The organism is Methylocystis sp. (genome assembly GCF_046349115.1).
GTDB lineage: Bacteria > Pseudomonadota > Alphaproteobacteria > Rhizobiales > Beijerinckiaceae > Methylocystis.
Genome location: NZ_JAXMCX010000002.1, coordinates 372,364 through 393,485, shown reverse-complemented (window position 1 = coordinate 393,485; position 21,122 = coordinate 372,364). Strand labels below are relative to the sequence as shown.

The window sequence follows — 21,122 nt, the reverse complement described above, 5'->3', positions numbered from 1 at the left end:
CGGAACTCGGTCAAATAACTGAATTACAATCACTACACTGTCGATGAGGCGCGCGCGATCCGCGTCGACTCGCTCAAGTCGCCAAAATCATAGGCAAGTGTGAACGTTGGCGCAACGGTTCGACAATAAAGAGTTATTTTGCATCCGCGCCGGGAGGTTGACGCTGGCATGTTTCCGAAATGACGCCATTCGATGGCGTGGGCCGTTCGTGGCTGTAATTTTGAAGCCTTTCTTCTCGAGACGCCCCCAAATTCAGTTATCAATCGCTTTCACGAAGTGGTCGTCGAAACTGCCGGCCGTGAGGTAATCTCTTGTTTCGTCGCTGACGCCTCAAGCTCGCCGTAAAATCAGCAAGGCGCTGACATTTTTCTATGCGCATCGCTTTCGGGTCGTCAGACTGTTCGTTCGACCAGCGGCTCAATGCGCCAAGCGCCTAAGGCGTGGAAGAAGGAGGCTAAATGAGCGGGACGCCTCTCAGCGATTGGACGCCGATCGCCTATTTGCAAAGGGAAGAAGAGCGCCGCCGACGCGAGCAAAAACTGGCGCCGCCGCCGTCGCCCGGGCAGGAGCGTCGAAACAATGATGAAAAGCCATTGAGCGACGTGACGGTCGTAAATCTGCAGCGCAGATTTCTGCTCCTCGAACAACGTCTCGCTGTGCTCGAGCAGCGGGAGCATGAGCGTCAAATCAGAGAAAAGTTTCAAGCGGCGACGGCGCAATCCCAAAGAGGGACGCCGACCGACGGCGCGCCATATTTCGAAGAAGATAGTTCCGTCCGGCAACGAGAAGATTATTCGAAGGCGAATTCGGGGCCAGAATTCACCTACAGCAAAGTCGAACAGGACGAACCGGCCGCCGAACATAAAATCCGTGATCTCGACGCTCAATCGCCGGCAGGCGACTCATCGCGCGACAACGGGAGCAGGTCTCCAAGTGATTTTGTCGAGATACATCCCTTGCGGAGCGGCGAGCCAAGTCAGGCGGGAGCGGCGCGCAAGGCCGCGGAAGCGTTCAATTCCTTCGTGGTGACAGCATTCTTGGCCGGCGCCATTGGCTTTATCGGCGCAATTGTGATTATGCCGGCTGAAAAAGCGCTCCAATTTCACGCTCTCGTCAACTTCGCGGTTAACGCGATCTCCGCCGGTTCTCACGCCAAATAGCGTCCGTTTCCCGGCCAGGGCGGCGTCGCCCGCCGAATTACCGACGACTTACGCCGCGTTGTCGTTGAGGCGAACTGGCTAAATTTCAGCTGCGCGGCGTCATGCGACAAACGACCGCGAGAAGCGCCGGCTTTGAGCCCTACATCCTTGTGAGCGACGAATCCCAGCTCCGCCGCAACAGAACGCCCCGCCCGTGGATGTAACGGCGGGGCGTATTTGCGTGTCAACCCAGCTTTGACGCCAGCACTTCAACTTTCTCGATTTTTGGCGGCTGCGAGAAAAGCTCCGGCGCCTTCGCCATAAGCGCCTTTGCGACCTCCCCAGCAAGATGAGCGTCTCTGCCGGCTTCGTCTTGAAAGACATCGAAAATGCCGAAAGTGGTCGACGACATCTTGATTGCGAACCACGACACAGTTCCCGGCTCCGCTTCCACGAGCGGCAATGCCGAATTCAAGAATGCTGCGACCTCGTGCTCCTTGCCGATCTTCGCTTCCAGCGTCGCCAAGATGCCAAATTTCACCATTGCGCACCTCGCTTGAAACCTATGGCCTCCTGGTCGTCAGTTTTCGCACCTTTCGATGCATTTTGCACGATGGCACGATTCTTGGGTCGCGCAACCGTCATGGAACCAATAGTCTGACGATGGTCGGTAAGCCTAAACAGTCAACGGTCGGAGCCGTCAATGATTGCGCCAAATTTTGACCAGGCGGTGGACGAAACACTCCGCGGAAACGAGGACTTGGCAGATCAGCCAGCCCCTCAGACAGACGAGGTCGCTGCCGCGCTAAATCTTGTGTCAGAAACAGCCGCGGCGATCAAAGCATTCGAGGAGCAGGCGGCCAATGCGCTAATGCGCGCCCAGGAGGTCGCCGACGCCGTGAGGGAGGATTTGGCCCGCGCTGAGCTGCGGGCCGAGCGTGCAGAGACGATGTTGCGCCTGGCCGAGGATCAAGTCGAGCAAATGTCCGCCACCCTCGGGCGCGCGCGTCAAGAGATCGAGGCGCTGCAATCACAGCTCGACTCCAAGGACGGAGAGTTAACCGCGTCGGAACAGCGGGCGGACGATGCAGAGGGCACTATCGAGCAAATCATGCATGTGATCCGCGAGCGCACCCTCCCGCGAAATTGACCAGCCCGTCAGAGTAAGCGCGGGCCTATCTGGGCTCCGCCGCGTCCAAGATCGCCCGCGCGATCGTCTGCGCTACGGCCCTGGCGTCCGCGCCTGAGAGGCGATTGACGAGCGCCCGCCTGGTCGGCTCATCCTCGAAGCAGGCACAGGCGAGCTCGATCCCGTTCGCTTCTTCAACGATCTAGGATTCACCGCTCTTGCGGACGCACAGCGGTAGTGCGTAGGGCGGGGGCGTCACCTCTTCCGTGGCTCGGGGAACTCGCCTAAGAACGCTCATGGGTTGGCGCGGACAGGATAATCGCGATCGAGACGCGGAACGCGAGTGGCGGAAACTGCCGCTCCGCGAGCGCTATGACGCTGCCGCTTCTTGGTGCTTTGCATCAAATCGAAATTTGCCTCGCTGTTCGACGCAGGACGCCGCGTCCTCGCTTCGCAGGAACTATGAGCGCATCTGCGCAAGCTTATGACCGCCCGCCGCCCGCTGGATGACTTCGATCCGCGCCGTCGTGGCGACGTTGAAGCGCGGCGCGAGATTCCGCGGCTGCCCGATCAAGTCGGCGAGGCGTTGGAGCTCTTCCCAGGATAGATGTTGCGTGAAGCGTCCCCGCATGGCGGAAGCATAGCAGGCCCGCGCGCGAATTTGGCGACGAAAAAAGAGGCCGGCGCCCCCAGACACCGACCCCGACGTTTCGAAACGCTGAACGTTTTCGCAACAACCAGATCATCGCGCGTCTCGCTTAATGGCGCAGTGCGCCCGCGCACGTGATGATCCATTATCGCAAGCGCCCGTCGCCGGATGTAAGCGCGGGCGTATTTTTTGCTGTGTCGGGCGGCGAGACCAGGTTAAGGGCGATCTCGCCGCCCTAGCCGCGCCACGGTGGCGTCTCGCCCGGCGCGGGAATGGTCTTAGGCCGCTCGCTTCCGCCCTTTGCAAAGAGCGAAGGCTCGCTCTTCCAACCGGTCACGAATGATATCGAGCATTTCACGACGATCGTACCAAGGAGCAATTGCGCTACGAAATCGCGAGCGCAATCGACCGCGTCTGCCGTGATAGGAAACGAGCGGCGCGCAAGGGGAGTCTAACGTTTCCGACTCGCTATAGGCAAATGCATACTCGGCAAAATTGCTGGCGTGTTCACGGACTGCCAGCAACGTTTCACATGCTGCGCCCTCAGCGTAGATGACATCGTGGCCATCGAGCTTGATGTGATAATATTCGAGTTTGTCGAATTCCTCTGCAGCGTAACGCGTTATCGTGATCCCATTAATCAGATCGCGCGCTGGCACGAGCACATCGTCGACGAACAGGGCGTGGCCGCTGCTAACGAAGAGATCGGCGCTCGGGACATTTGGCGCAAGGGCCGAACGGGCGATGCGAACCGGCCGCGCATCATTCGCCCAAGGCTTAGAGGGATCACTCTTACCGTAGGAATAGCGCCCGACCCATCGAATGGGCCGCACTCCGCCAAAGAGAGTCGGCAGCATATCGCCCGCCGCCAGCTCCTCGACCTTGCGATCGCCATCAGCCGTGCGAATTTTGGCGCCCTTCAGGAAGCATTTTCCATTGTGACCATAATCACCATTTGAACCATTTGAACCATCATCATGAGTGCAGGTTGAACCATCATCATGAGTGCAGGCCGCATTTGCGATGATAGCGCCTGCCGCGAGGATGTTGCGCATCATTATTCTGCGCCCCACCACTTGATTGAGCGCCGGTTCATGTTTTTCAGAATTAGTCATGGTGATCTCTAACGGATATCAGGGAGCATTCCATTTGGCTCATTTTGAAGCAAGCGTGCTTCTAAAAAGGACAAACGCGACGAGCCAAATATTGCGTGTCAATCCGTGTGCCGTCTGTATTCGTTCAATTGCTTGCAGTTGAAAGAAGGGGAACGAAGTGTCCTCTTCCCCGCGCGGCTCTCGACTTCAGCCCATTCGCTGCGGGCCAAGATTCAGACGGCTAATTGATTTTCGACTGCAGCAGCTGCGAAGAGGCGCTTCCGCCGATGGCGTCCGAACCACTGCGCCCTGACGAGGCGCTCACAACGAGATGCGCTCATGTGGACTATGTCCGCCGCGACCGGTGACAAAATGTCGGGCGGCGACGGCCGGTTCGATCAGCGTCGGATCGTCATCGCCGGCGCCCGATCTGTTCACCCTCGGCGAGACGATCCATTCTTGCAACGCATCCTCGGATGAACAGGCGGGGGCTTGCGTTTGCGAATGGTTACGGTTGGTTGCGTGCAGTGATGCTAATAGCCCCACACTTTACCGGCGATGATCCGCGCGCCAAGCCTCAGTGCGAGCAATAACAAAGCGGCGACCATGACGTATTCGACTAAAGTCATGTCGGACTTCTTGTTCTTGGGGAAGCGAGAAAGGAAATCCTTCATAATCTCTACTCTCAGCTGCGGTGAACTTAATTTGCTATGCCGCCCGCCGCGTGCCACGCGAACGCGATTTCGCTCCATTGTGAAACGGTATTTCTTGCGAGGGAGCTGGAATAGGACGGGCTACAACCAAGCTGTGCGGGATCCGTACAGCTAGGCACGAGCCATCGCGTCTTGGGCAGCTCGATGAAAACGAAGCCCTCAGGTGCGCCGATCGCTCCGAAAGGCACGAACCCATAATGCTGGCAAGCTCGATTTAGGCACCTTACGCGCGCGCCCTGAACGCGCTGGGCGCGAAGACCGACGATCATCGCAAGGGGAAGGCGCCCGAATCTCGGAAGCGGGCGGCGGCCGGCGGTGCTCGTCGCTGCTACTATCGGATCCCCAAAAACCCCAGAACGCCCTTTTTCTTTTTGAGGCGTCGGACGTCTGCGGCTTCACGACGAACTGACTCTCGAAGTTCGAGGATTTTCTCGTCGGGAATCGAGAAATCGATTGCAGCCAAGGCCAGATTCCGGCGAGCTCCCGCAAGATTTTCTTGCAAGTAGTCGGTCAGGTTCTTTTTCGCCATGTCGTCCCTCCTGTGATCATCCTGCCAATCATAGCCTGGCTGCCGGCGACGATCCTTTCAACCGCGAAACTCCAGCCCGGCTGGCGACGAGCGGGCTTTTTCGCGTGGGTGAAGCCGCGAATTGGCCGGATTCGATCACCCCCGCGCGCTCAATACGGCGGCCAATCCGGCATGAGTTTCGCGTCGCGGGCGCGCATTTTCGGCAGAAGATGCTGGACGCCCGTGTGTGCTCTAGCACGGTCCTTGTCGAGGAACGGCTCCATGACTGTCCGGTCAGAGGAAGCACGATCGGCACAACGAAAAGGATGAGGAAATGCAGCTCGGGACGATCAAATACTACAGCCCAGAACGCGGATTCGGATTTGTGCGTCCCGACAGCGGTGGAGCGTCTGTGTTCTTTCACTCTGACGTTCTTCAGCACGCGAGAATTGAGGGCGTCACGCCAGGCTTGAAAGTTTATTTCGAGACCGCAGCCGACCTCCGTCGCGGGACCGAATGGGTCGAGAAGGTGAAGCCCGGCGGCGCGCCGATCGCTTCGAAGGGCACGACTCCATAATGCCGGCAAGCGCGGTTTAGGCGCCTTGCGTGAGCGTCCTGCACGCCAGCGCGAAGATCGGCGATCGTCGGAAGGCGCCGGGCGATTTCGCTCTGGTGGCGACATGATCTCGCCAAGGGCGGCGATCGCGCGGATTTTTCCGTCTATGAATTTGATTTTATTGGTGGAGCCAGACGGAATCGAACCGACGACCTCTTCAATGCCATTGAAGCGCTCTCCCAACTGAGCTATGGCCCCATTCCATTCGGTCGCCTCTTGGGGGAGGTCCGGACCGGCTCGTTGCCGTCGTGCGCTGTATAATTCAGCCGCGCGTCGCCCGCAAGCCCGTCGAACGCGCTGCCATAACGGCGAAATCGTCGGTCAGGAGCGTTCCGCGAGAAAGGCGTTCACCGTCTCGAGAAACTTCGCCACCGAGATTGGTTTCGACAGATAGGCTTCGCAGCCGCCCTGAAGGATTTTTTCCTCATCGCCCTTCATCGCGAAGGCGGTGATCGCCACGACCGGAATGGATTTGAGATCGTCATCCGCTTTGAGCAGGCGCGTCACGTCGAGGCCGCTGATATCCGGTAGCTGAATATCCATCAAGATGAGATCGGGCCTATGGTTTCGCGCCAGGGAAATCGCTTCGCGGCCGTTTTTCGCGCAGAGCGTCGCATGGCCGTTGGATTCGAGAAGATCGTTGAAGAGCGTCATATTGAGCTCATTGTCTTCGACGATCAGAATGGTTTTGGTCATTGCCTTTCGGCCCGCTTTCCGGGAGCGATGGAATATTGCTTAGCATAGGCGGATTAATGGAAAGCGCCAAAAAACGGCGCATTTCTAGTGATTTTGCGATTCCCGCGGACCTTCTTGGCGCTCTTGCGCAGGGTCCGGCCCTCAACTAAACGGGTTGGACGCGGGGCGCGGCGCGCCTTAGCAAAGTCTATGCTTTGGCGGAAAGCTGGCGCGTTCAGCGGCGCTCTCGCGCGCATCGGAGGCGCGGGTCGATGACTCTCCTCATGCCGGCGCCGGAGCCGGAGATCATGTCGCGGCGCGATGAGCTGATCGCGCGGCTTGGCGCGATTCTCCCTCGCGAAAGCCTGATCGTCGACGAAGTCTCGCGCCGCGCCTATGAATGCGACGCCTTCACCATGTATCGCGCGCTCCCGCTCGTCGTCGCGCTGCCGGAGAGCGTCGAAGAGGTGCGCGCGGTCATGGCGCTCGCCGCCGAAATGAATGTCAAACTCGTGCCCCGGGGCGCCGGCACGTCGCTTTCCGGCGGCTCGATGCCGCTTGAGGACGGCATTCTTCTCGGCATGTCGAAGTTCAATCGCATCCTCGACATCGACTATGAAAACCGCTGCGCGCGCGTCCAGCCCGGCGTTCAGAATCTGGCGATCTCGAAAGCCGTCGAAGCGCAGGGCTTCTATTATGCGCCGGATCCCTCCTCGCAGATCGCCTGTTCGATCGGCGGCAATGTCGCCGAGAACGCCGGCGGCGTTCACTGCCTGAAATACGGCCTGACGACCAACAATATACTCGGGCTCGAGGTCGTGCTGATGGGCGGAGATCTCATCAGGCTCGGCGGCAAGCATCTCGACAGCGAGTTCTATGACCTGATCGGCCTGATGACCGGCTCCGAAGGACTGCTCGGAATCGTCACGGAAGTGACCGTGCGGCTCTTGCAGAAGCCGCCGGTCGCGCGCGGCCTGCTGCTCGGCTTTGCGAGCGTTGCGGCGGGCGCGCGCTGCGTTAGCGCGATCATTGCGCGCGGAATCATCCCCGGCGGGCTGGAGATGATGGACAGAGCGACGATCCATGCGGTCGAGCGCTTTCAGCCTTGCGGCTATCCGCTCGACGCGCAAGCGCTGGTCATCGTCGAACTCGACGGGACGCAGGCGGAAGTCGACCATCTTGTCGGGGTGGCGGAAAATATCGCGCGCGACGAAGGCGCGACGACGATACGGGCGTCGACGAGCGAAGCGGAGCGGCTGCGGTTCTGGGCCGGCCGCAAGAACGCCTTCCCGGCGGTGAGCTGCATCGCCCCGGACTATCTTTGCATGGACGGCACGATACCGAGGGCGCGGCTGCCCGAGGCGCTCGCCGGCATGGATCGGCTCGCCAAGGAGCAGGGGCTGAGCGTCGCCAATGTGTTTCACGCCGGCGACGGCAATCTCCATCCGCTGATTCTCTATGACGCGGCGAAAGCGGGCGACGTGGAACGCGCGGAGAAACTCGGCTTCGACATTTTGCGGCTGTGCGTGTCGCTCGGCGGCGTTCTCACCGGCGAGCATGGCGTCGGCGTCGAGAAGCGCGACCTGATGGGCGAAATGTTCAGCGACGTCGATCTTGCGCAGCAGATGCGGCTCAAATGCGCTTTTGATCCGGCAGGCCGTCTCAATCCGGGCAAGGTGTTCCCGACGCTGCATCGTTGCTCCGAATTCGGGATGATGCATGTCTCCGGCGGCAAGACGCCGTTTCCCGATCTGCCGAGATTTTAGCGATGCGATGCGCTTCGGCGACGCTAGACATCCGCGACGAGGCGGACGCCGCTGACGCGATCCAGGCGGCGAATGCGACGGGTGTTTCTTGCGCGATCGTCGGCGGCGGCTCGAAGTCGCGGCTTGGCCGCCATGCGCCGCAGGCGCAGTCGCTTTCCACGGCGGCGCTGACGGGGGTGACGCTGTATGAGCCCGAGGAGCTCGTGCTCTCGGCGCGCGCGGGGACGCCTCTGAGCGAAATCGAAGCGCTGGTGGATCAGCATGGCCAGCAGCTCGCTTTCGAGCCGATGGATTACGGACCGCTCTTCGTCGCGGCGCGGGGCGGCGCGACGATCGGCGGCGTCGTCGCCGTCAACGCCTCCGGCCCGCGGCGGATCAAGGCGGGCGCGGCGCGCGACCATCTGCTGGGGTTTCGCTGCGTCACCGGGCGGGGCGAGATTGTGAAATCCGGCGGCCGCGTCATGAAGAACGTCACCGGCTATGATCTTTCAAAACTCGTCTGCGGCTCTTACGGCACACTGGCGCTCTTGACCGAGGCGACGCTCAAAGTGCTGCCGAAGCCGGAGACCGAATGCACGCTGCTCGCGATCGGCGCGAGCGAAGCCGAGAGTCTCGCGCTGCTGCGCCGCGCCACGGCGACGCCTTGCGAACCGTCGTCGCTCGCGATGCTGCCGCCCGGCTCCGGTTTGGCGCTCGCCGCGAACGGCGCCGCCATTCGCCTCGAAGGCCCCGCGATATCGGTGATGGCGCGTCGCGACGATCTCGCCCAGCGATTGGCGGGCGATGGCCTCCGGTTTGAGACGCTGGGCGAAGGCGACTCGAAGGCGCTGTGGCGCGACTTTCGCGACGCCGCGCCCGTCGCCGCATCGGCCGGCCAAGTCTGGCGGATTTCCGTCGCGCCGACCGACGGCTTCGCAGTTGTCGAGCGCCTGCGCCGCGCCGGCGCGCCGATACTCGCACATTTTTACGATTGGGCCGGCGGATTGATCTGGCTCTGTGTCGAACCCGCGCCTGACGCGCATGCCGGCGCGGTGCGCGGCGCGGTCGACGTCTGCGGCGGCCATGCGACTCTCATCCGGGCGAGCCATGAGACGCGCGCGGCGGTCGACGTCTTTCATCCGCAGCCGGCGGCGCTTGCGGCGCTGACCAAGCGCGTTAAGGAAAGCTTCGATCCGGCGCATATTTTGGAGCGCGGCCGCATGCGCGCGGAGTTCTGATGCAGACGTTCTTTTCGCTGCAGGCGCTGGCCGATCCCGATATGGCGGAGACGGAGAAGATTCTCCGCGCCTGCGTCCATTGCGGCTTCTGCACGGCGACCTGTCCGACCTATCTTTTCACCGGCGACGAACTCGATGGGCCGCGCGGGCGCATCTATCTCATCAAGGACATGTTCGAAAAGGAGCGGCTGGCCGATGCGCATACGGCTCTTCATATCGATCGCTGTTTGTCGTGTCTCTCCTGCATGACGACATGCCCGTCGAGCGTGCATTTCATGCATCTCGTCGATCACGCGCGGGCGCATATTGAGAAGACGTTCCAGCGCCCCTTCGCGGAACGCGCCATTCGCGCGGCGCTCGCCTTCGTCTTGCCGCGGCCTTCTATGGCCCGTCCGCTGTTTCTCCTCGCCGCGGCGCTGCGCCCCCTGGCGCGATTGCTGCCGCGCCGAGCCGCGGCGGCGCTCGCGCTCGCGCCGGCGCGGCTTCCGCCGCGTTCAAAAGTCGATTCTCCGCAGGTCTTTGCCGCGCAAGGCGCGCGCAAGAAGCGCGTCGCGCTGCTCAGTGGCTGCGTCCAGACGGTGCTCGACACATCGATCAATGAGGCGACGATACGGCTGCTCACCCGCCATGGCGTCGAGGTCGTGATCGCGCAAGGCGCCGGCTGCTGCGGGGCGTTGCCGCATCATCTCGGCAAGATCGACGAGTCGCTGCGCCATGCGCGCGCTGACATCGAAGCCTGGTCGCGCGAAATTGAGTCTGGCGGACTCGACCAAATCGTCATTAACGCCTCGGGCTGCGGCACGAGCGTCAAGGATTACGGCCATATGTTCCGCAACGATCCGGCGCTCGCGGACAAAGCCGCGCATATCTCGTCAATCGCCAAAGACGTGACAGAGCTTTTGCAAGAGATCGGCTTTGCGCCGTCGGGCGACGCGCCAAGGCTTCGCGTCGCCTATCACTCGGCCTGCTCTCTGCAACATGGGCAGAAGATAACGCAAGAGCCGGTCGCGCTTCTGCGCGCCGCGGGCTTCGAGGTCGTCGATGTTCCGGAAGGCCATATCTGCTGCGGCTCGGCGGGAACCTATAATGTGCTGCAGCCCGATTTCGCAGGCGCGCTGCTGACTAGAAAAATCGCCAATATCGAAAACGTCGCGCCGGACATCGTTGCAGCGGGCAACATCGGCTGCATCATTCAGATCAGGTCCGGCGCGGCCGTTCCCGTCCTCCACACCGTCGAACTGCTCGATTGGGCGAGCGGCGGACCGAAGCCTCCAACCGCCTAGAAAAGCTGATATAATCGGCGACCGAGGACATGGCGATGCCGCTGCTCGACACGTTGCTTTCAAAACGCGCGGAAGTGCTCAAGGCCGCATGTCGGCACGGCGCTTCGAATGTTCGTCTCTTTGGATTGGTCGCGCGCAGGACCGAAACGCCGTCGAGCGACGTGGACATCTTGATCGATTAGGCGGGAGACCGCGGTTTTTCCGATTTTCTTGCGCTCGCCGAAGAACTCGAAGAGCTGATCGGACGAAGAGTCGATCTCATCACGTCGCTAGGCCTCAGTCCTTTTTTGAAGCCGCTCATCGAAGAGGAAATCGTCGCGATCCAAGACGAAGGTGAGTTGTCAAATGCGCAATCCTGCTTCTGACCGGACTGCCCGTGTCATTCCCGACGCTCGCGAAGCGAGCGATCGGGAATCCAGAGAAAAACCAGCATTCATGGAGCGGCTCTGGATTCCCGGTCAGGCCTTCGGCCTGCCGGGAATGACGCGTCTTGCAAATTGAATTACCGAATTCCCTACATCTCCGGCCTACCGCAAAAACCCGACAATGTCCTTCACCGCATTCATATTCTCGCGGGCGATGGCGCGGGCGCGTTCGGCGCCGTCGCGCAGCACGCCGTCGACATAGGTCTCATCCTCGCGAATGCGGCGCATCCTGTCGGTGATCGGGGCGAGCTTGGCGACGGCGAGATCGACCAGCGCGTTCTTGAAGGTCGAGAAATTGGCGCCGCCGAATTCACCGAGCACGTCCGCCTTGCCGCGTCCCGACAGCGCCGCGTAAATGCCGACGAGATTATCCGCCTCCGGGCGCCCTTCCAATCCCTTTTCCTCCGAGGGCAAAGCGTCGGGATCGGTTTTCGCCTTCTTCACCTTCTGCGCGATCTGATCGGCGTCGTCGGAGAGATTGATGCGCGAATAATCGGAAGCGTCCGACTTCGACATTTTCTTCGTGCCGTCGCGCAGGCTCATCACCCGCGTCGCCGGGCCCGAGATCAGCGGCTCGGGCAGGGGGAAGAAGGCCTCGCCAAAGCCGTTGCGCGCGATCGACTCCGAGAAGTCATTGTTAAACTTCTGGGCGATGTCGCGCGCGAGTTCGAGATGCTGCTTCTGGTCGTCGCCGACCGGCACATGGGTCGCGCGATAGATTAAAATATCGGCGGCCATCAGCACCGGATAGTCGAGCAGGCCCATCGAGGCGTTCTCGCGATCCTTGCCGGCCTTGTCCTTGAACTGAGTCATGCGGTTGAGCCAGCCGATGCGCGCGACGCAGTTGAGCACCCAGGCGAGTTCGGCGTGCTCCGGCACCTGGCTCTGGTTGAAGACGATGTTCTCCTTCGGGTCGATGCCGCAGGCGATGAACGCGGCGGCGATCTCGCGCGTATTCGCCCTCAGCGCGACCGGGTCCTGCGGGACCGTGATCGCATGCAAATCAACGACGCAATAGATGCAGTCGAAGCTCTTCTGCAGCTCGACGAATTTGACGATCGCGCCGAGATAGTTACCGAGATGCAGATTGCCTGTGGACTGCACGCCCGAGAAGACGCGCTGTGGGAAAGGAGACATGGGGTCGGCCAAGGTTTGTGCGTTTGGCCGGTCTTATGGCGAGAAGCGTGCGCTGGCGCAAGGGGTTCAAGGCTTGCAGCCTAATTGCGTCTTGAAATTCGGCCAGCGTCGTGTAGATAGACGATGTCTTTACAGAACTTGGGGTCCGTTATGGCTCAAGCGCGCAAGCAACCCAAGGCCGCGCCGCGCGGACTGGTGAACCTCCGCATGGCGCAGGAGGACCGGAATATCATCGACCGGGCGGCGAAAGCCGTCGGCAAGACTCGAACCGAATTCATGGTCGAGGCGTCGCGCCGCGCGGCCCATGAGACGCTGCTCGATACGAATTTGATCGTCGTCGACGAAAAGACCTTCGATCGGTTCCGCAGCCTGTTTGACGCGCCGGCGAAGCCAAATGCGCGTCTGCGCAAGCTCATGAATATGAAAGCGCCATGGGATCGGACGTGACGCCGATATCGGCGCCGGAGCCATTGACCGATGTGCATGAGATTGACGAGTTCTGTAGCGGCGAACCCTCGCTCGATGATTGGTTGAAGCGTCGCGCCCGGGCGAATCAGATCAGTGGGGCGTCGCGCACATTCGTGGCCACGCGCGGTTTGCGCGTCATCGGCTATTACGCGCTGGCGGCCGGCGCGATCGCTTCGAGTAAGGCTCCCACCCGGCTTCGCCGAAATATGCCCGACACCATTCCGGTTTTCGTTCTCGGCCGGCTGGCGGTCGATCGCAGCGAGCAGGGCAAGATGCTTGGTTCGCTCCTGCTGCGCGATGCGATCTTGCGCAGCCGTAAGGCGGCGGAGTTCGGCGGCGTCGCGGGGGCGCTCGTACACGCCATTTCGGAGCGCGCACAGAAGTTTTATCTGCGCCATGGCTTCATCGAATGTCCCCATCATCCGATGACGCTGGTCGCGCGTATGAAGGATCTGGCGTGACTACAAGATAAACCGGCTCAGATCCCGGTTCTTCGCCAGATCGCCGATATGCTCCTCGACATAGGCGCCGTCGATGACGATTCTGTCGCCGGCGCGGTCGGACGCCGAAAAGCTGATGTCGTCGAGCACGCGCTCCATCACCGTTTGCAGGCGCCGCGCGCCGATATTCTCGACGGACGTGTTCACCTGCACGGCGACCTTGGCGATCGCGTCGACGGCGGAGGGCGCGAATTCGAGCGTCACCCCTTCCGTGCCCATCAGCGCCGAATATTGCTTGGTCAGACAGGCTTCGGTTTCGGTGAGAATGCGACGGAAGTCGTCTTCGTTGAGCGAGGAGAGCTCGACGCGAATCGGCAGGCGTCCCTGCAATTCGGGCAGGAGGTCTGACGGCTTCGCCACATGAAATGCGCCCGACGCGATAAACAAAACGTGGTCCGTCTTCACGGTCCCATGTTTTGTCGCCACCGTGGTGCCTTCGATCAGCGGCAGAAGATCGCGCTGCACGCCTTCGCGCGAAACATCGGCGCCGCCACGTCCCTCGCGCGCGCAAATCTTGTCCATCTCGTCGATGAAGACGATGCCATTGTTCTCGACTTCGTGGATCGCCTCGCGGACGCTCGCTTCCTGGTCGATCAGCTTTTCGCTCTCTTCGGCGACGAGCGGCCCCTGCGCTTCTTTTACCGAAAGCTTGCGCGGCTTGCCGCGCTGCATCGCCTTGCCGAAAATATCGCCGAGCGAAAAGGCCGAGACGCTGGCGCCGGGCATGTTGGGCAGTTCGAACATCGGCATCGAGGAGCCCGATTGAGTGAGTTCGATCTCGATCTCCTTGTCGTCGAGTTCGCCGCTGCGGAGCCTTCGCCGAAAGGTTTCGCGCGTGCCGGGCGAGGCGGCCGGCCCGACGAGGGCGTCGAGCGTACGCTCTTCAGCCGCTTGTTGCGCGCGCGCCTCCACATCCTTGCGGCGGCGCTCCTTGACCATCACGATGGCGACTTCGATTAAATCGCGCACGATCTGTTCCACGTCGCGGCCGACATAACCCACTTCGGTGAATTTCGTCGCTTCGACTTTGAGAAAGGGCGCGTTAGCGAGGCGCGCCAGGCGCCGCGCGATCTCGGTCTTGCCGCAGCCTGTCGGGCCGATCATGAGAATATTCTTCGGCAGCACCTCTTCGCGCATCTGGCCTTCGAGCTGCAGCCGGCGCCAGCGATTGCGAAGCGCGATGGCGACGGCGCGCTTGGCGTCGTTCTGCCCAACGATAAAGCGATCAAGTTCGGAAACGATCTCGCGCGGCGAGAAATCGGCCATGGGGAGTTCCTTCGGAACGGCAGGCAGCAGTCGGCAATAGGCAGTCGGATTATCCTACTGCCGATCGCCGACTGCCGATTGCCCTATATCTTCTCCACCACCACATTCTGGTTGGTGTAGACGCAAATTTCTGAAGCGATGACCATGGCCCGTCGCGCGATGGTTTCGGCGTCGAGCGATGAATCGAGCAAAGCGCGCCCGGCGGCGAGCGCGTAGTTTCCGCCTGAACCGATCGCGGCCACCGCGCCTTCGCCTGTTCCTTCCGGCTCCAGCACGTCGCCGGAGCCAGTGAGGACGAGGCCGACGCTCTTGTCGGCGACGAGCATCATCGCCTCAAGCCGCCGCAAATAGCGGTCCATGCGCCAATCCTTGGCGAGTTCGACGCAGGCGCGCATCAATTGTCCGGGATATTGTTCGAGCTTCGATTCCAACCGTTCGAACAGCGTGAAGGCGTCGGCGGTCGCGCCGGCGAATCCGGCGATCACGTCGCCCTTGCCGAGACGGCGCACTTTCCTGGCGTTGCCCTTCATGATCGTCTGGCCGAGGCTGACCTGACCGTCGCCGGCGATCACCGTTTCTCCCGCTTTCTTGACGAGGATGATGGTCGTCGCGTGCATCGCCGCCGAGCGGCATTGTTCGCTATCCATTCGCTTTTCCAGCCTGAGACGTTCAGCCGATGTAAGGTTCTGCGCAGATTTGAGCAAGAGCGGGGCGGCGTCGGCCGTCGCGATCCCTTCATTCGCGCGGCGAGGGCGCTGAAAAATCGAGAATCTCGCGCGTATAGGTCTCATGCACTTCCGAGACCGGACGTTGATCGCGCGCATAGACCACGGCCGTGTGTTCGAAGAGATCGTGCGGCATGGAGAGCGCGCCGCTCGTCTTGGCGGGCGCGGCGGCGGTCGCGGAGACTTCCCAGCCTTCCGGCAGGGGCGACCAGCGCATCTTCATCTCGATCGTGCGGCGGAACGGCTGAAGCGGGGCGATCGTCTTGCCAAAGGGCGTTTCCGTCGTGTCCAAGGCGCGGTTCATGTCGTCGGAAAGCCGTCCCGGCACATACCAATTGTCGGCTTCCGACAGCACATGTTCGCCACAGGCGAGCTGCACCCGGCGGTATTTCACTGGCTCCTCGGCGCCAACCTCGAGCCGCCGGCGCGTCTCCTCGCTTGGCGGCTTGTCGACGCCTGAAACGCGGCGCGCGACGATTTTGGGCTCCGCCGACATTTTGTGATCGGCGCACCATTTCTCGAGCGTCGCGGTCGCGCTGCGGCTCGCGAGCAGCGATGCGTTCAGCGTTTGCATGACGGCGAGCGCCTCGACGCGCGAGACGAAGCCGTCCCGCCACGGTTCGGCGGTCGCCGGCTGAAAGGCTAGCGCCGCCGCAACGAGGGCAGGAAGCGATCTCGCCCGCATGTCGTCTCCTCTCCTCGCCTCGCCCCCCCGGCCGTTCGGTTGCGCGAGCAACATAAGCCCCCGCGGATGCGGCATTTTGCTCAGGGAGGCGTCTTTTTAGGGCGTTTGCGCCAAGCTATAAGCGTTTAGAGCGCCAGACAAATTGCCCTGGTCGCGCTTTGGCCGGGAATCGAGGCGAACGGAAGGACCATTCCCTGCTTCGCTTCCGATTTGCCGACAAGCGGCGCTCGTTGGCGCGCATCTCGCTTCTCCTTGACGCGGACGGTTGACGCGGAAGCGGCGCGGGTGGCTTATCCGACAAGGAATTGATACAAACCGGCCGCTTCGGCCACAGTCGCCGGAATCGCCGGCCAGAGCCCACAAAAGGCAGGAAATGCGCAGCGCGACGATCGAGCGCAACACGAAGGAAACGAAGATTTCCGTGGCCGTCGACCTCGACGGGGCCGGCCGCTCGGAGATTTCGACGGGATTAGGCTTTTTCGATCACATGCTTGACCAGATCGCCCGTCACGCGCCGCTGGATCTGACCGTGCGCGCCGAGGGCGATCTGCATATCGACGGCCATCACACGGTGGAGGATGTCGGCATCGCCCTCGGCCAGGCGGTGGATCGCGCGCTTTCCGACCGCAAGGGCATTGCCCGCTACGGCGACGCCCATGTGCCGCTCGACGAGGCGCTGACCCGCGTCGTGGTGGACGTTTCCGGCCGTCCCTTTCTCGTTTACGAGGTCGCCTTCCCGGCGCAGCGGATCGGCGAATTCGATACCGAACTGATGCGCGAATTCTTCCAGGCCTTCGCGGTGCACGCCCGCATCGGGCTGCATATCGAGCGCCTGCGCGGCGTCAACAGCCACCATATCGCCGAAAGCGCCTTCAAGGGCTTCGCGCGGGCCTTCGGCAAGGCGGTGGCGATTGATCCACGCCGTTCGCAGGGCGAAGCGCCCTCCACCAAGGGAACGCTCACCGCCTAAAAAGAGGCGCGTGACGCGAAGGAGGGGACGGCCGATGGCCATATTCACTGTTCATTATCCGCGAACGGCGTCGGGCGCGCTTCCGCCGCCGGACAAGATCTTCTTTCTGCGCGACGGCTTTTCCTGGCCGGCTCTGCTGTTCGGTCCCTTTTGGCTGGCCTGGCGCCGGGCCTGGATCGTCGCCGGCCTGTGGACGCTTCTGCTCGTCGCCCTGGCGCTCATCGCCTGGAAAATGCGGGTGTCGCGCGACGCCATCTCATGGCTGACCTTCGCGCTCGCCGTCTGGCTCGGCTTCGAGGGGGAGCGGCTCGTCGGCTGGAATCTGGCGCGGCGCGGCTATGTCGAGCAGGACCTTGTCGTCGGCGACGACATTGACGAGGCCGAGACGGCGTTCTTTCACCGACGCTGCCCCATCGCCGACCAAGACGCCGCCCGGGAGCCCGCTCCTTGACAACGGCGATCATCGACTACGGGTCGGGCAATCTTCATTCCGCCTTGAAAGCCTTTGAGCGCGCGGCGCGCGAATCCGCGCAGCCGGCCGATATCCGCGTCACCAGCGATCCTGACGTGGTGCGCGCCGCCGAGCGCGTCGTTCTGCCGGGCGTCGGCGCTTTCGCCGATTGCCGTCGCGGCCTGATGGCGATCGACGGGCTTTACGCCGCGCTGCAGGAGGCCGCCATCGGCCGCGGGCGGCCGTTCCTGGGGATTTGCGTCGGCATGCAGCTGATGGGCGCGCGCGGCCTCGAACATGGCGAATGGCCGGGCCTCGGCTGGATTCCAGGAGACGTCGCGGCGATCGCGCCCGCCGATCCGTCGCTAAAAATTCCCCATATGGGCTGGAATACGCTGACGCTGAGCCGCGCGCATCCGCTCTTTGCCGGCGTGCCGACCGGAGAACACGGATTGCACGCCTATTTCGTGCACTCGTTTCAGCTCTCGCCTGAGGCGCCGGAACAGGTTCTCGCGACAACCGACTATGGCGCGCCGCTGACCGCGGCGGTCGCCCGCGACAATCTCGTCGGCGTGCAGTTTCATCCCGAAAAAAGCCAGAGGCTCGGCCTAGCCTTGATCGGCAATTTCCTCAGGTGGCGACCGTGATTCTATTTCCCGCAATCGATTTGAAGGAAGGGCAGTGCGTGCGCCTCGCCCAGGGCGACATGGACCGCGCGACTGTGTTCAGCGACGACCCGGCGGAGCAGGCGCGGGCCTTCGAGCGGGTCGGATTCGAATATCTTCATGTCGTCGATCTCGACGGCGCCTTCGCCGGCGCGCCGCGCAATGCTTCCGCCGTCGAAGCGATTCTCGCGGCGCTGACCATTCCCGTGCAGCTTGGCGGCGGCATTCGCGACATGCGCACGCTGTCGCGCTGGCTGGATAGAGGCGTCGCCCGCGTCATCATCGGCACGGCGGCGGTCAAGGATCCGTCTTTCGTGCGCGAGGCGGCCCGGGTTCATCCCGGCCGTGTCGCGGTCGGCGTCGACGCCAAGGACGGTTGCGTCGCCGTCGACGGCTGGGCCCGCGCGACCCGCATGTCGGCGCTCGATCTCGGCAGGAGTTTCGAAGACGCTGGCGTCAGCGCCATCATCTACACCGACATTTCGCGCGACGGCGTGCTCACGGGCCTCAACATCGAGGCCACTCTGGCGCTTGCCGACGCTCTGACGATTCCCGTCATCGCCTCCGGCGGCCTCGCCTCGCTCGCCGATGTGGAGCGGCTGCTGCAGCCAGATTGCCGCAAGCTCGCCGGCGCCATCACCGGGCGGGCGCTTTATGACGGGCGGCTCGATCCGGCGCAGGCATTGGCGATGATACGCCGGGCGCGGGCGGCGACGGAGAACGCATAATGCTCAAGGCGCGCGTCATTCCCTGCCTCGATGTGAAGGAAGGCCGCGTCGTCAAGGGCGTCAATTTCGTCGATCTGCGCGACGCCGGCGATCCGGTCGAATGCGCCATCGCCTATGATTCCGCCGGCGCCGACGAGCTCTGCTTCCTCGACATCACCGCGAGCCATGAGAATCGCGGCATTCTGCTCGATGTCGTGCAGCGCACCGCCGAAGCCTGTTTCATGCCGCTCACCGTCGGCGGCGGCGTGCGCACGCTCGACGACATTCGCAAACTCCTGCTCGCCGGCGCCGACAAGGTCTCGATCAATTCGGCGGCCGTCGCCAATCGCGGCTTCGTTCGAGAAGCCTCGGAAAAATTCGGCGCGCAATGCATTGTCGTCGCGATCGACGCCAAGCGCGTCGCCGACGGACGCTGGGAAATTTTCACGCATGGCGGCCGCCGTCCGACCGGGATCGACGCCGTCGACTATGCGCGCGAGGTGACGGACCTCGGCGCCGGCGAAATCCTGCTGACCTCGATGGATCGCGACGGGACGAAGAGCGGCTTCGACATCGCGCTGACCCGCGCCGTCGCCGACGCGGTGCCTGCGCCGGTCATCGCCTCGGGCGGCGTCGGAACGCTCGATCATCTCGTCGCGGGCGTGAAGGAAGGACATGCGAGCGCCGTGCTCGCCGCCTCGATTTTCCATTTCGGCGAATTTTCGATCCCGCAGGCGAAGATTTACATGGCTGCTGCGGGATTGCCGATGCGCCTCGACGGTTTGGAGGCGGCGGGATGATCGCTATTGAACGCCTTGAATGTCATTCCCGACGCGCGCAACGCCCGAGATCGGGAATACCGGGTAGGCGCAGCGTTGCAGCAGCGGCTCTGGATTCCCGGTCGGACCGTCGGTCCGCCGGGAAAGGCGCGACGCAATTGATCGACATTAGCGAACTCCTGATGAAGCGCTTAGCTTGCTCCCTCTCCCGCGAAGCGGGGGAGGGCTGGGGAGGGGGCCAGTCGTGACCTTTACCCTCGACGATCTCGCAGCGCTGATCAAATCGCGGCGCAACGACAGCGCCTCGACGTCCTATACGAAGACCCTGCTCGACGCCGGCATGCCGAAAATTGCCAAGAAATTCGGCGAAGAGGCGGTGGAAGCCGTGATCGCGGCGATGGAGGGCGATCGAAGCGCGCTCATCAACGAGGCCGCCGACACGCTCTACCATCTTCTCGTCATGCTCGAAGCGCGCGATGTCTCGCTTGACGATGTCGTGCGCGAGCTGGAGCGGCGCACGCAGCAATCTGGCCTTGCGGAGAAAGCCGCGCGGGGAGCCAAGGAATGACGGCGGCGGAGCTCGTTCCCAATAGCGAGGCTCTGTCTCCCTACCGGCATTTTACGCGCGCCGACTGGGCGGCGCTGCGCGCCGACACGCCGCTCACTCTCACCCTCGACGATCTTGCCCGGCTGAAATCGCTCAACGATCCGATCTCTCTCGAGGAAGTCATCGAAATCTATCTGCCGCTGTCGCGACTGCTCGCGCTATACGTCGCCGCGACCCAAGGCCTCTTTAAAGCGACGCAGCGCTTTCTCGGCGCCGAAGACGGCAAGGTTCCCTATATCATCGGCGTCGCGGGCTCGGTCGCGGTGGGAAAATCCACGACCGCGCGCGTGCTGCGCGCCTTGCTGTCGCGCTGGCCGAACACGCCGAAAGTGGAGCTCATCACCACCGACGGCTTTCTCCTGCCCAACCGAACTCTCGAAGCCGAAAGGCTGATGGACAAAAAGGGCTTTCCCGAGAGCTACGACAATAAATCGCTGCTGCGATTTCTCTCCGACGTGAAGGCCGGCCGGCGCAATGTCTGCGCGCCGGTCTATTCGCATTTGACCTATGACGTGGTCGAAGGCGAGGCGACTTGCGTCGACCGGCCCGACATTCTCATTGTCGAAGGCGTCAATGTTCTGCTGGCGCCGCGTCCGCGCGACGGCCGCGAGATTCCCTTCGTCTCGGATTTTTTCGATTTCTCGGTCTATCTCGACGCCGCCGAGGACGTGCTGGAGCACTGGTATGTGGAGCGGTTCCGGCGGCTTCAGCAGACCGCGTTCCGCGATCCCGAATCCTACTTCCGGGTCTACGCCGATCTCGGCGAAGTGGAGACGACGCGCGTCGCCAAGGACATCTGGACGCGCATCAATCTCGAGAATTTGCGCCAGAACATCGCGCCGACCCGGCCGCGCGCAAGTTTGATCCTGACCAAGGGCGCCGATCACAGGATCGAGGAAGTGGCGCTGCGCAAATTATGAGCTTCGCTTCAGTCGCGACGCTGAGTTC

General features: G+C 62.4%; 25 protein-coding genes and 1 tRNA gene. 15 read left to right on the top strand and 11 right to left on the bottom strand.

The features are described from left to right. Positions 1-392 precede the first annotated feature (392 nt). A complete protein-coding gene (locus U1E20_RS07610; RefSeq protein ID WP_409979992.1) occupies positions 393-887 on the bottom strand; it encodes a hypothetical protein in 495 nt (164 codons plus the stop codon). A gap of 69 nt (positions 888-956) precedes the next feature. Between U1E20_RS07610 and U1E20_RS07605 the strand changes: the two genes are divergently transcribed. Further along, positions 957-1,160, top strand: a complete 204-nt coding sequence (locus U1E20_RS07605) for a hypothetical protein (RefSeq protein WP_409979991.1) — start codon at positions 957-959, stop codon at positions 1,158-1,160. A 223-nt stretch (positions 1,161-1,383) separates the two neighbouring features. On the opposite strand, the gene U1E20_RS07600 is transcribed toward U1E20_RS07605, so the two are convergent. Further along, positions 1,384-1,683: a putative quinol monooxygenase gene (locus U1E20_RS07600; RefSeq protein WP_409979990.1), complete on the bottom strand. Its 300-nt coding sequence runs from the start codon at positions 1,681-1,683 to the stop codon at positions 1,384-1,386. 159 nt (positions 1,684-1,842) lie between these two features. Here U1E20_RS07600 and U1E20_RS07595 point away from each other — a divergent pair, with 159 nt between their 5' ends. Continuing rightward, entirely contained in the window at positions 1,843-2,289 is a 447-nt protein-coding gene (locus tag U1E20_RS07595) for a hypothetical protein (protein WP_409979989.1), read from the top strand. Positions 2,290-3,195: 906 nt separating this feature from the next. On the opposite strand, the gene U1E20_RS07590 is transcribed toward U1E20_RS07595, so the two are convergent. From U1E20_RS07590 to U1E20_RS07580, 3 genes are all read right to left on the bottom strand, one after another. Beyond that, positions 3,196-4,032 carry a Hint domain-containing protein gene (locus tag U1E20_RS07590; RefSeq protein ID WP_409979988.1) on the bottom strand — a complete coding sequence of 279 codons (837 nt, stop codon included), beginning with the start codon at positions 4,030-4,032 and terminating at the stop codon, positions 3,196-3,198. A 512-nt stretch (positions 4,033-4,544) separates the two neighbouring features. Continuing rightward, complete coding sequence (locus tag U1E20_RS07585; RefSeq protein ID WP_409979987.1) at positions 4,545-4,685, bottom strand: hypothetical protein; 141 nt, start codon at positions 4,683-4,685, stop codon at positions 4,545-4,547. Between the two features lie 370 nt (positions 4,686-5,055). Continuing rightward, positions 5,056-5,253, bottom strand: coding sequence for a hypothetical protein (locus U1E20_RS07580; protein ID WP_409979986.1), 198 nt, complete (start codon positions 5,251-5,253; stop codon positions 5,056-5,058). Between the two features lie 313 nt (positions 5,254-5,566). On the opposite strand from U1E20_RS07580, the gene U1E20_RS07575 reads away from it, so the two are divergent. Beyond that, entirely contained in the window at positions 5,567-5,809 is a 243-nt protein-coding gene (locus U1E20_RS07575) for a cold-shock protein (protein ID WP_409979985.1), read from the top strand. A 161-nt stretch (positions 5,810-5,970) separates the two neighbouring features. Here the strand turns inward: U1E20_RS07575 and U1E20_RS07570 are convergent. Both U1E20_RS07570 and U1E20_RS07565 read right to left on the bottom strand, forming a co-directional pair. Further along, positions 5,971-6,046 (bottom strand) — tRNA-Ala (locus U1E20_RS07570). A 123-nt stretch (positions 6,047-6,169) separates the two neighbouring features. Continuing rightward, positions 6,170-6,544, bottom strand: a complete 375-nt coding sequence (locus U1E20_RS07565) for a response regulator (protein WP_409979984.1) — start codon at positions 6,542-6,544, stop codon at positions 6,170-6,172. 251 nt (positions 6,545-6,795) lie between these two features. Here U1E20_RS07565 and U1E20_RS07560 point away from each other — a divergent pair, with 251 nt between their 5' ends. From U1E20_RS07560 to glcF, 3 genes are read left to right on the top strand one after another with little or no spacing between them, the layout of a single operon-like run. Further along, positions 6,796-8,289, top strand: a complete 1,494-nt coding sequence (locus tag U1E20_RS07560; protein ID WP_409979983.1) for an FAD-linked oxidase C-terminal domain-containing protein — start codon at positions 6,796-6,798, stop codon at positions 8,287-8,289. Between the two features lie 2 nt (positions 8,290-8,291). Continuing rightward, complete coding sequence (gene glcE / locus U1E20_RS07555) at positions 8,292-9,506, top strand: glycolate oxidase subunit GlcE (RefSeq protein ID WP_409979982.1); 1,215 nt, start codon at positions 8,292-8,294, stop codon at positions 9,504-9,506. Beyond that, a complete protein-coding gene (gene glcF, locus U1E20_RS07550) occupies positions 9,506-10,789 on the top strand; it encodes a glycolate oxidase subunit GlcF (RefSeq protein ID WP_409979981.1) in 1,284 nt (427 codons plus the stop codon). Before glcE ends, glcF begins: the two co-directional genes overlap by 1 nt. A 527-nt stretch (positions 10,790-11,316) precedes the next feature. Here glcF and trpS read toward each other — a convergent pair. Beyond that, positions 11,317-12,351, bottom strand: coding sequence for a tryptophan--tRNA ligase (gene trpS, locus U1E20_RS07545; RefSeq protein ID WP_409979980.1), 1,035 nt, complete (start codon positions 12,349-12,351; stop codon positions 11,317-11,319). Between the two features lie 150 nt (positions 12,352-12,501). Between trpS and U1E20_RS07540 the strand changes: the two genes are divergently transcribed. Both U1E20_RS07540 and U1E20_RS07535 read left to right on the top strand, forming a co-directional pair. Next, entirely contained in the window at positions 12,502-12,798 is a 297-nt protein-coding gene (locus tag U1E20_RS07540; protein ID WP_409979979.1) for a DUF1778 domain-containing protein, read from the top strand. Then, entirely contained in the window at positions 12,783-13,280 is a 498-nt protein-coding gene (locus U1E20_RS07535; RefSeq protein ID WP_409979978.1) for a GNAT family N-acetyltransferase, read from the top strand. The genes U1E20_RS07540 and U1E20_RS07535 overlap by 16 nt, the downstream gene beginning before the upstream one ends. On the opposite strand, the gene hslU is transcribed toward U1E20_RS07535, so the two are convergent. From hslU to U1E20_RS07520, 3 genes are all read right to left on the bottom strand, one after another. Continuing rightward, positions 13,281-14,585, bottom strand: coding sequence for an ATP-dependent protease ATPase subunit HslU (hslU, locus tag U1E20_RS07530; RefSeq protein WP_409979977.1), 1,305 nt, complete (start codon positions 14,583-14,585; stop codon positions 13,281-13,283). A gap of 83 nt (positions 14,586-14,668) precedes the next feature. After that, the gene (hslV, locus tag U1E20_RS07525) at positions 14,669-15,232 is read right to left on the bottom strand and encodes an ATP-dependent protease subunit HslV (RefSeq protein WP_409979976.1); all 564 of its coding nucleotides are present in this window, start codon (positions 15,230-15,232) and stop codon (positions 14,669-14,671) included. 88 nt (positions 15,233-15,320) lie between these two features. Beyond that, the gene (locus tag U1E20_RS07520) at positions 15,321-15,995 is read right to left on the bottom strand and encodes a hypothetical protein (RefSeq protein WP_409979975.1); all 675 of its coding nucleotides are present in this window, start codon (positions 15,993-15,995) and stop codon (positions 15,321-15,323) included. Between the two features lie 373 nt (positions 15,996-16,368). Between U1E20_RS07520 and hisB the strand changes: the two genes are divergently transcribed. The 7 genes from hisB (at position 16,369) to coaA (ending at position 21,094) form a co-directional block, all read left to right on the top strand. Next, positions 16,369-16,965, top strand: a complete 597-nt coding sequence (gene hisB / locus U1E20_RS07515; protein ID WP_409979974.1) for an imidazoleglycerol-phosphate dehydratase HisB — start codon at positions 16,369-16,371, stop codon at positions 16,963-16,965. 34 nt (positions 16,966-16,999) lie between these two features. Beyond that, positions 17,000-17,416: a DUF2628 domain-containing protein gene (locus U1E20_RS07510; protein WP_409979973.1), complete on the top strand. Its 417-nt coding sequence runs from the start codon at positions 17,000-17,002 to the stop codon at positions 17,414-17,416. After that, positions 17,413-18,063 (top strand): imidazole glycerol phosphate synthase subunit HisH, encoded by a 651-nt coding sequence (gene hisH / locus U1E20_RS07505; protein WP_409979972.1) that lies wholly within the window; start codon positions 17,413-17,415, stop codon positions 18,061-18,063. The genes U1E20_RS07510 and hisH overlap by 4 nt, the downstream gene beginning before the upstream one ends. Beyond that, complete coding sequence (hisA, locus tag U1E20_RS07500; protein WP_409979971.1) at positions 18,060-18,809, top strand: 1-(5-phosphoribosyl)-5-[(5-phosphoribosylamino)methylideneamino]imidazole-4-carboxamide isomerase; 750 nt, start codon at positions 18,060-18,062, stop codon at positions 18,807-18,809. Before hisH ends, hisA begins: the two co-directional genes overlap by 4 nt. After that, positions 18,809-19,588 (top strand): imidazole glycerol phosphate synthase subunit HisF, encoded by a 780-nt coding sequence (gene hisF, locus U1E20_RS07495; protein WP_409979970.1) that lies wholly within the window; start codon positions 18,809-18,811, stop codon positions 19,586-19,588. Before hisA ends, hisF begins: the two co-directional genes overlap by 1 nt. Positions 19,589-19,811: 223 nt before the next feature. Beyond that, positions 19,812-20,135 carry a phosphoribosyl-ATP diphosphatase gene (locus U1E20_RS07490; protein WP_409979969.1) on the top strand — a complete coding sequence of 108 codons (324 nt, stop codon included), beginning with the start codon at positions 19,812-19,814 and terminating at the stop codon, positions 20,133-20,135. After that, on the top strand, positions 20,132-21,094 hold the full coding sequence (gene coaA, locus U1E20_RS07485) for a type I pantothenate kinase (protein ID WP_409979968.1): 963 nt from the start codon (positions 20,132-20,134) through the stop codon (positions 21,092-21,094). Before U1E20_RS07490 ends, coaA begins: the two co-directional genes overlap by 4 nt. The last annotated feature ends 28 nt before the right edge of the window (positions 21,095-21,122 follow it).

What these genes read in the sequence shown, in the direction of transcription:
- U1E20_RS07575 (WP_409979985.1), top strand. Translation starts at nt 5,567, where the DNA reads ATGCAGCTCGGGACGATCAAATACTACAGCCCAGAACGCGGATTCGGA.
- glcE (WP_409979982.1), top strand. Translation starts at nt 8,292, where the DNA reads ATGCGATGCGCTTCGGCGACGCTAGACATCCGCGACGAGGCGGACGCC.
- U1E20_RS07540 (WP_409979979.1), top strand. Translation starts at nt 12,502, where the DNA reads ATGGCTCAAGCGCGCAAGCAACCCAAGGCCGCGCCGCGCGGACTGGTG.
- hisB (WP_409979974.1), top strand. Translation starts at nt 16,369, where the DNA reads ATGCGCAGCGCGACGATCGAGCGCAACACGAAGGAAACGAAGATTTCC.
- glcF (WP_409979981.1), top strand. Translation starts at nt 9,506, where the DNA reads ATGCAGACGTTCTTTTCGCTGCAGGCGCTGGCCGATCCCGATATGGCG.
- U1E20_RS07560 (WP_409979983.1), top strand. Translation starts at nt 6,796, where the DNA reads ATGACTCTCCTCATGCCGGCGCCGGAGCCGGAGATCATGTCGCGGCGC.
- U1E20_RS07585 (WP_409979987.1), bottom strand. Translation starts at nt 4,685, where the DNA reads ATGAAGGATTTCCTTTCTCGCTTCCCCAAGAACAAGAAGTCCGACATG.
- U1E20_RS07565 (WP_409979984.1), bottom strand. Translation starts at nt 6,544, where the DNA reads ATGACCAAAACCATTCTGATCGTCGAAGACAATGAGCTCAATATGACG.
- U1E20_RS07590 (WP_409979988.1), bottom strand. Translation starts at nt 4,032, where the DNA reads ATGACTAATTCTGAAAAACATGAACCGGCGCTCAATCAAGTGGTGGGG.
- hisF (WP_409979970.1), top strand. Translation starts at nt 18,809, where the DNA reads ATGCTCAAGGCGCGCGTCATTCCCTGCCTCGATGTGAAGGAAGGCCGC.
- U1E20_RS07600 (WP_409979990.1), bottom strand. Translation starts at nt 1,683, where the DNA reads ATGGTGAAATTTGGCATCTTGGCGACGCTGGAAGCGAAGATCGGCAAG.
- hslU (WP_409979977.1), bottom strand. Translation starts at nt 14,585, where the DNA reads ATGGCCGATTTCTCGCCGCGCGAGATCGTTTCCGAACTTGATCGCTTT.
- U1E20_RS07535 (WP_409979978.1), top strand. Translation starts at nt 12,783, where the DNA reads ATGGGATCGGACGTGACGCCGATATCGGCGCCGGAGCCATTGACCGAT.
- coaA (WP_409979968.1), top strand. Translation starts at nt 20,132, where the DNA reads ATGACGGCGGCGGAGCTCGTTCCCAATAGCGAGGCTCTGTCTCCCTAC.
- U1E20_RS07580 (WP_409979986.1), bottom strand. Translation starts at nt 5,253, where the DNA reads ATGGCGAAAAAGAACCTGACCGACTACTTGCAAGAAAATCTTGCGGGA.
- trpS (WP_409979980.1), bottom strand. Translation starts at nt 12,351, where the DNA reads ATGTCTCCTTTCCCACAGCGCGTCTTCTCGGGCGTGCAGTCCACAGGC.
- U1E20_RS07595 (WP_409979989.1), top strand. Translation starts at nt 1,843, where the DNA reads ATGATTGCGCCAAATTTTGACCAGGCGGTGGACGAAACACTCCGCGGA.
- U1E20_RS07520 (WP_409979975.1), bottom strand. Translation starts at nt 15,995, where the DNA reads ATGCGGGCGAGATCGCTTCCTGCCCTCGTTGCGGCGGCGCTAGCCTTT.
- U1E20_RS07510 (WP_409979973.1), top strand. Translation starts at nt 17,000, where the DNA reads ATGGCCATATTCACTGTTCATTATCCGCGAACGGCGTCGGGCGCGCTT.
- hslV (WP_409979976.1), bottom strand. Translation starts at nt 15,232, where the DNA reads ATGGATAGCGAACAATGCCGCTCGGCGGCGATGCACGCGACGACCATC.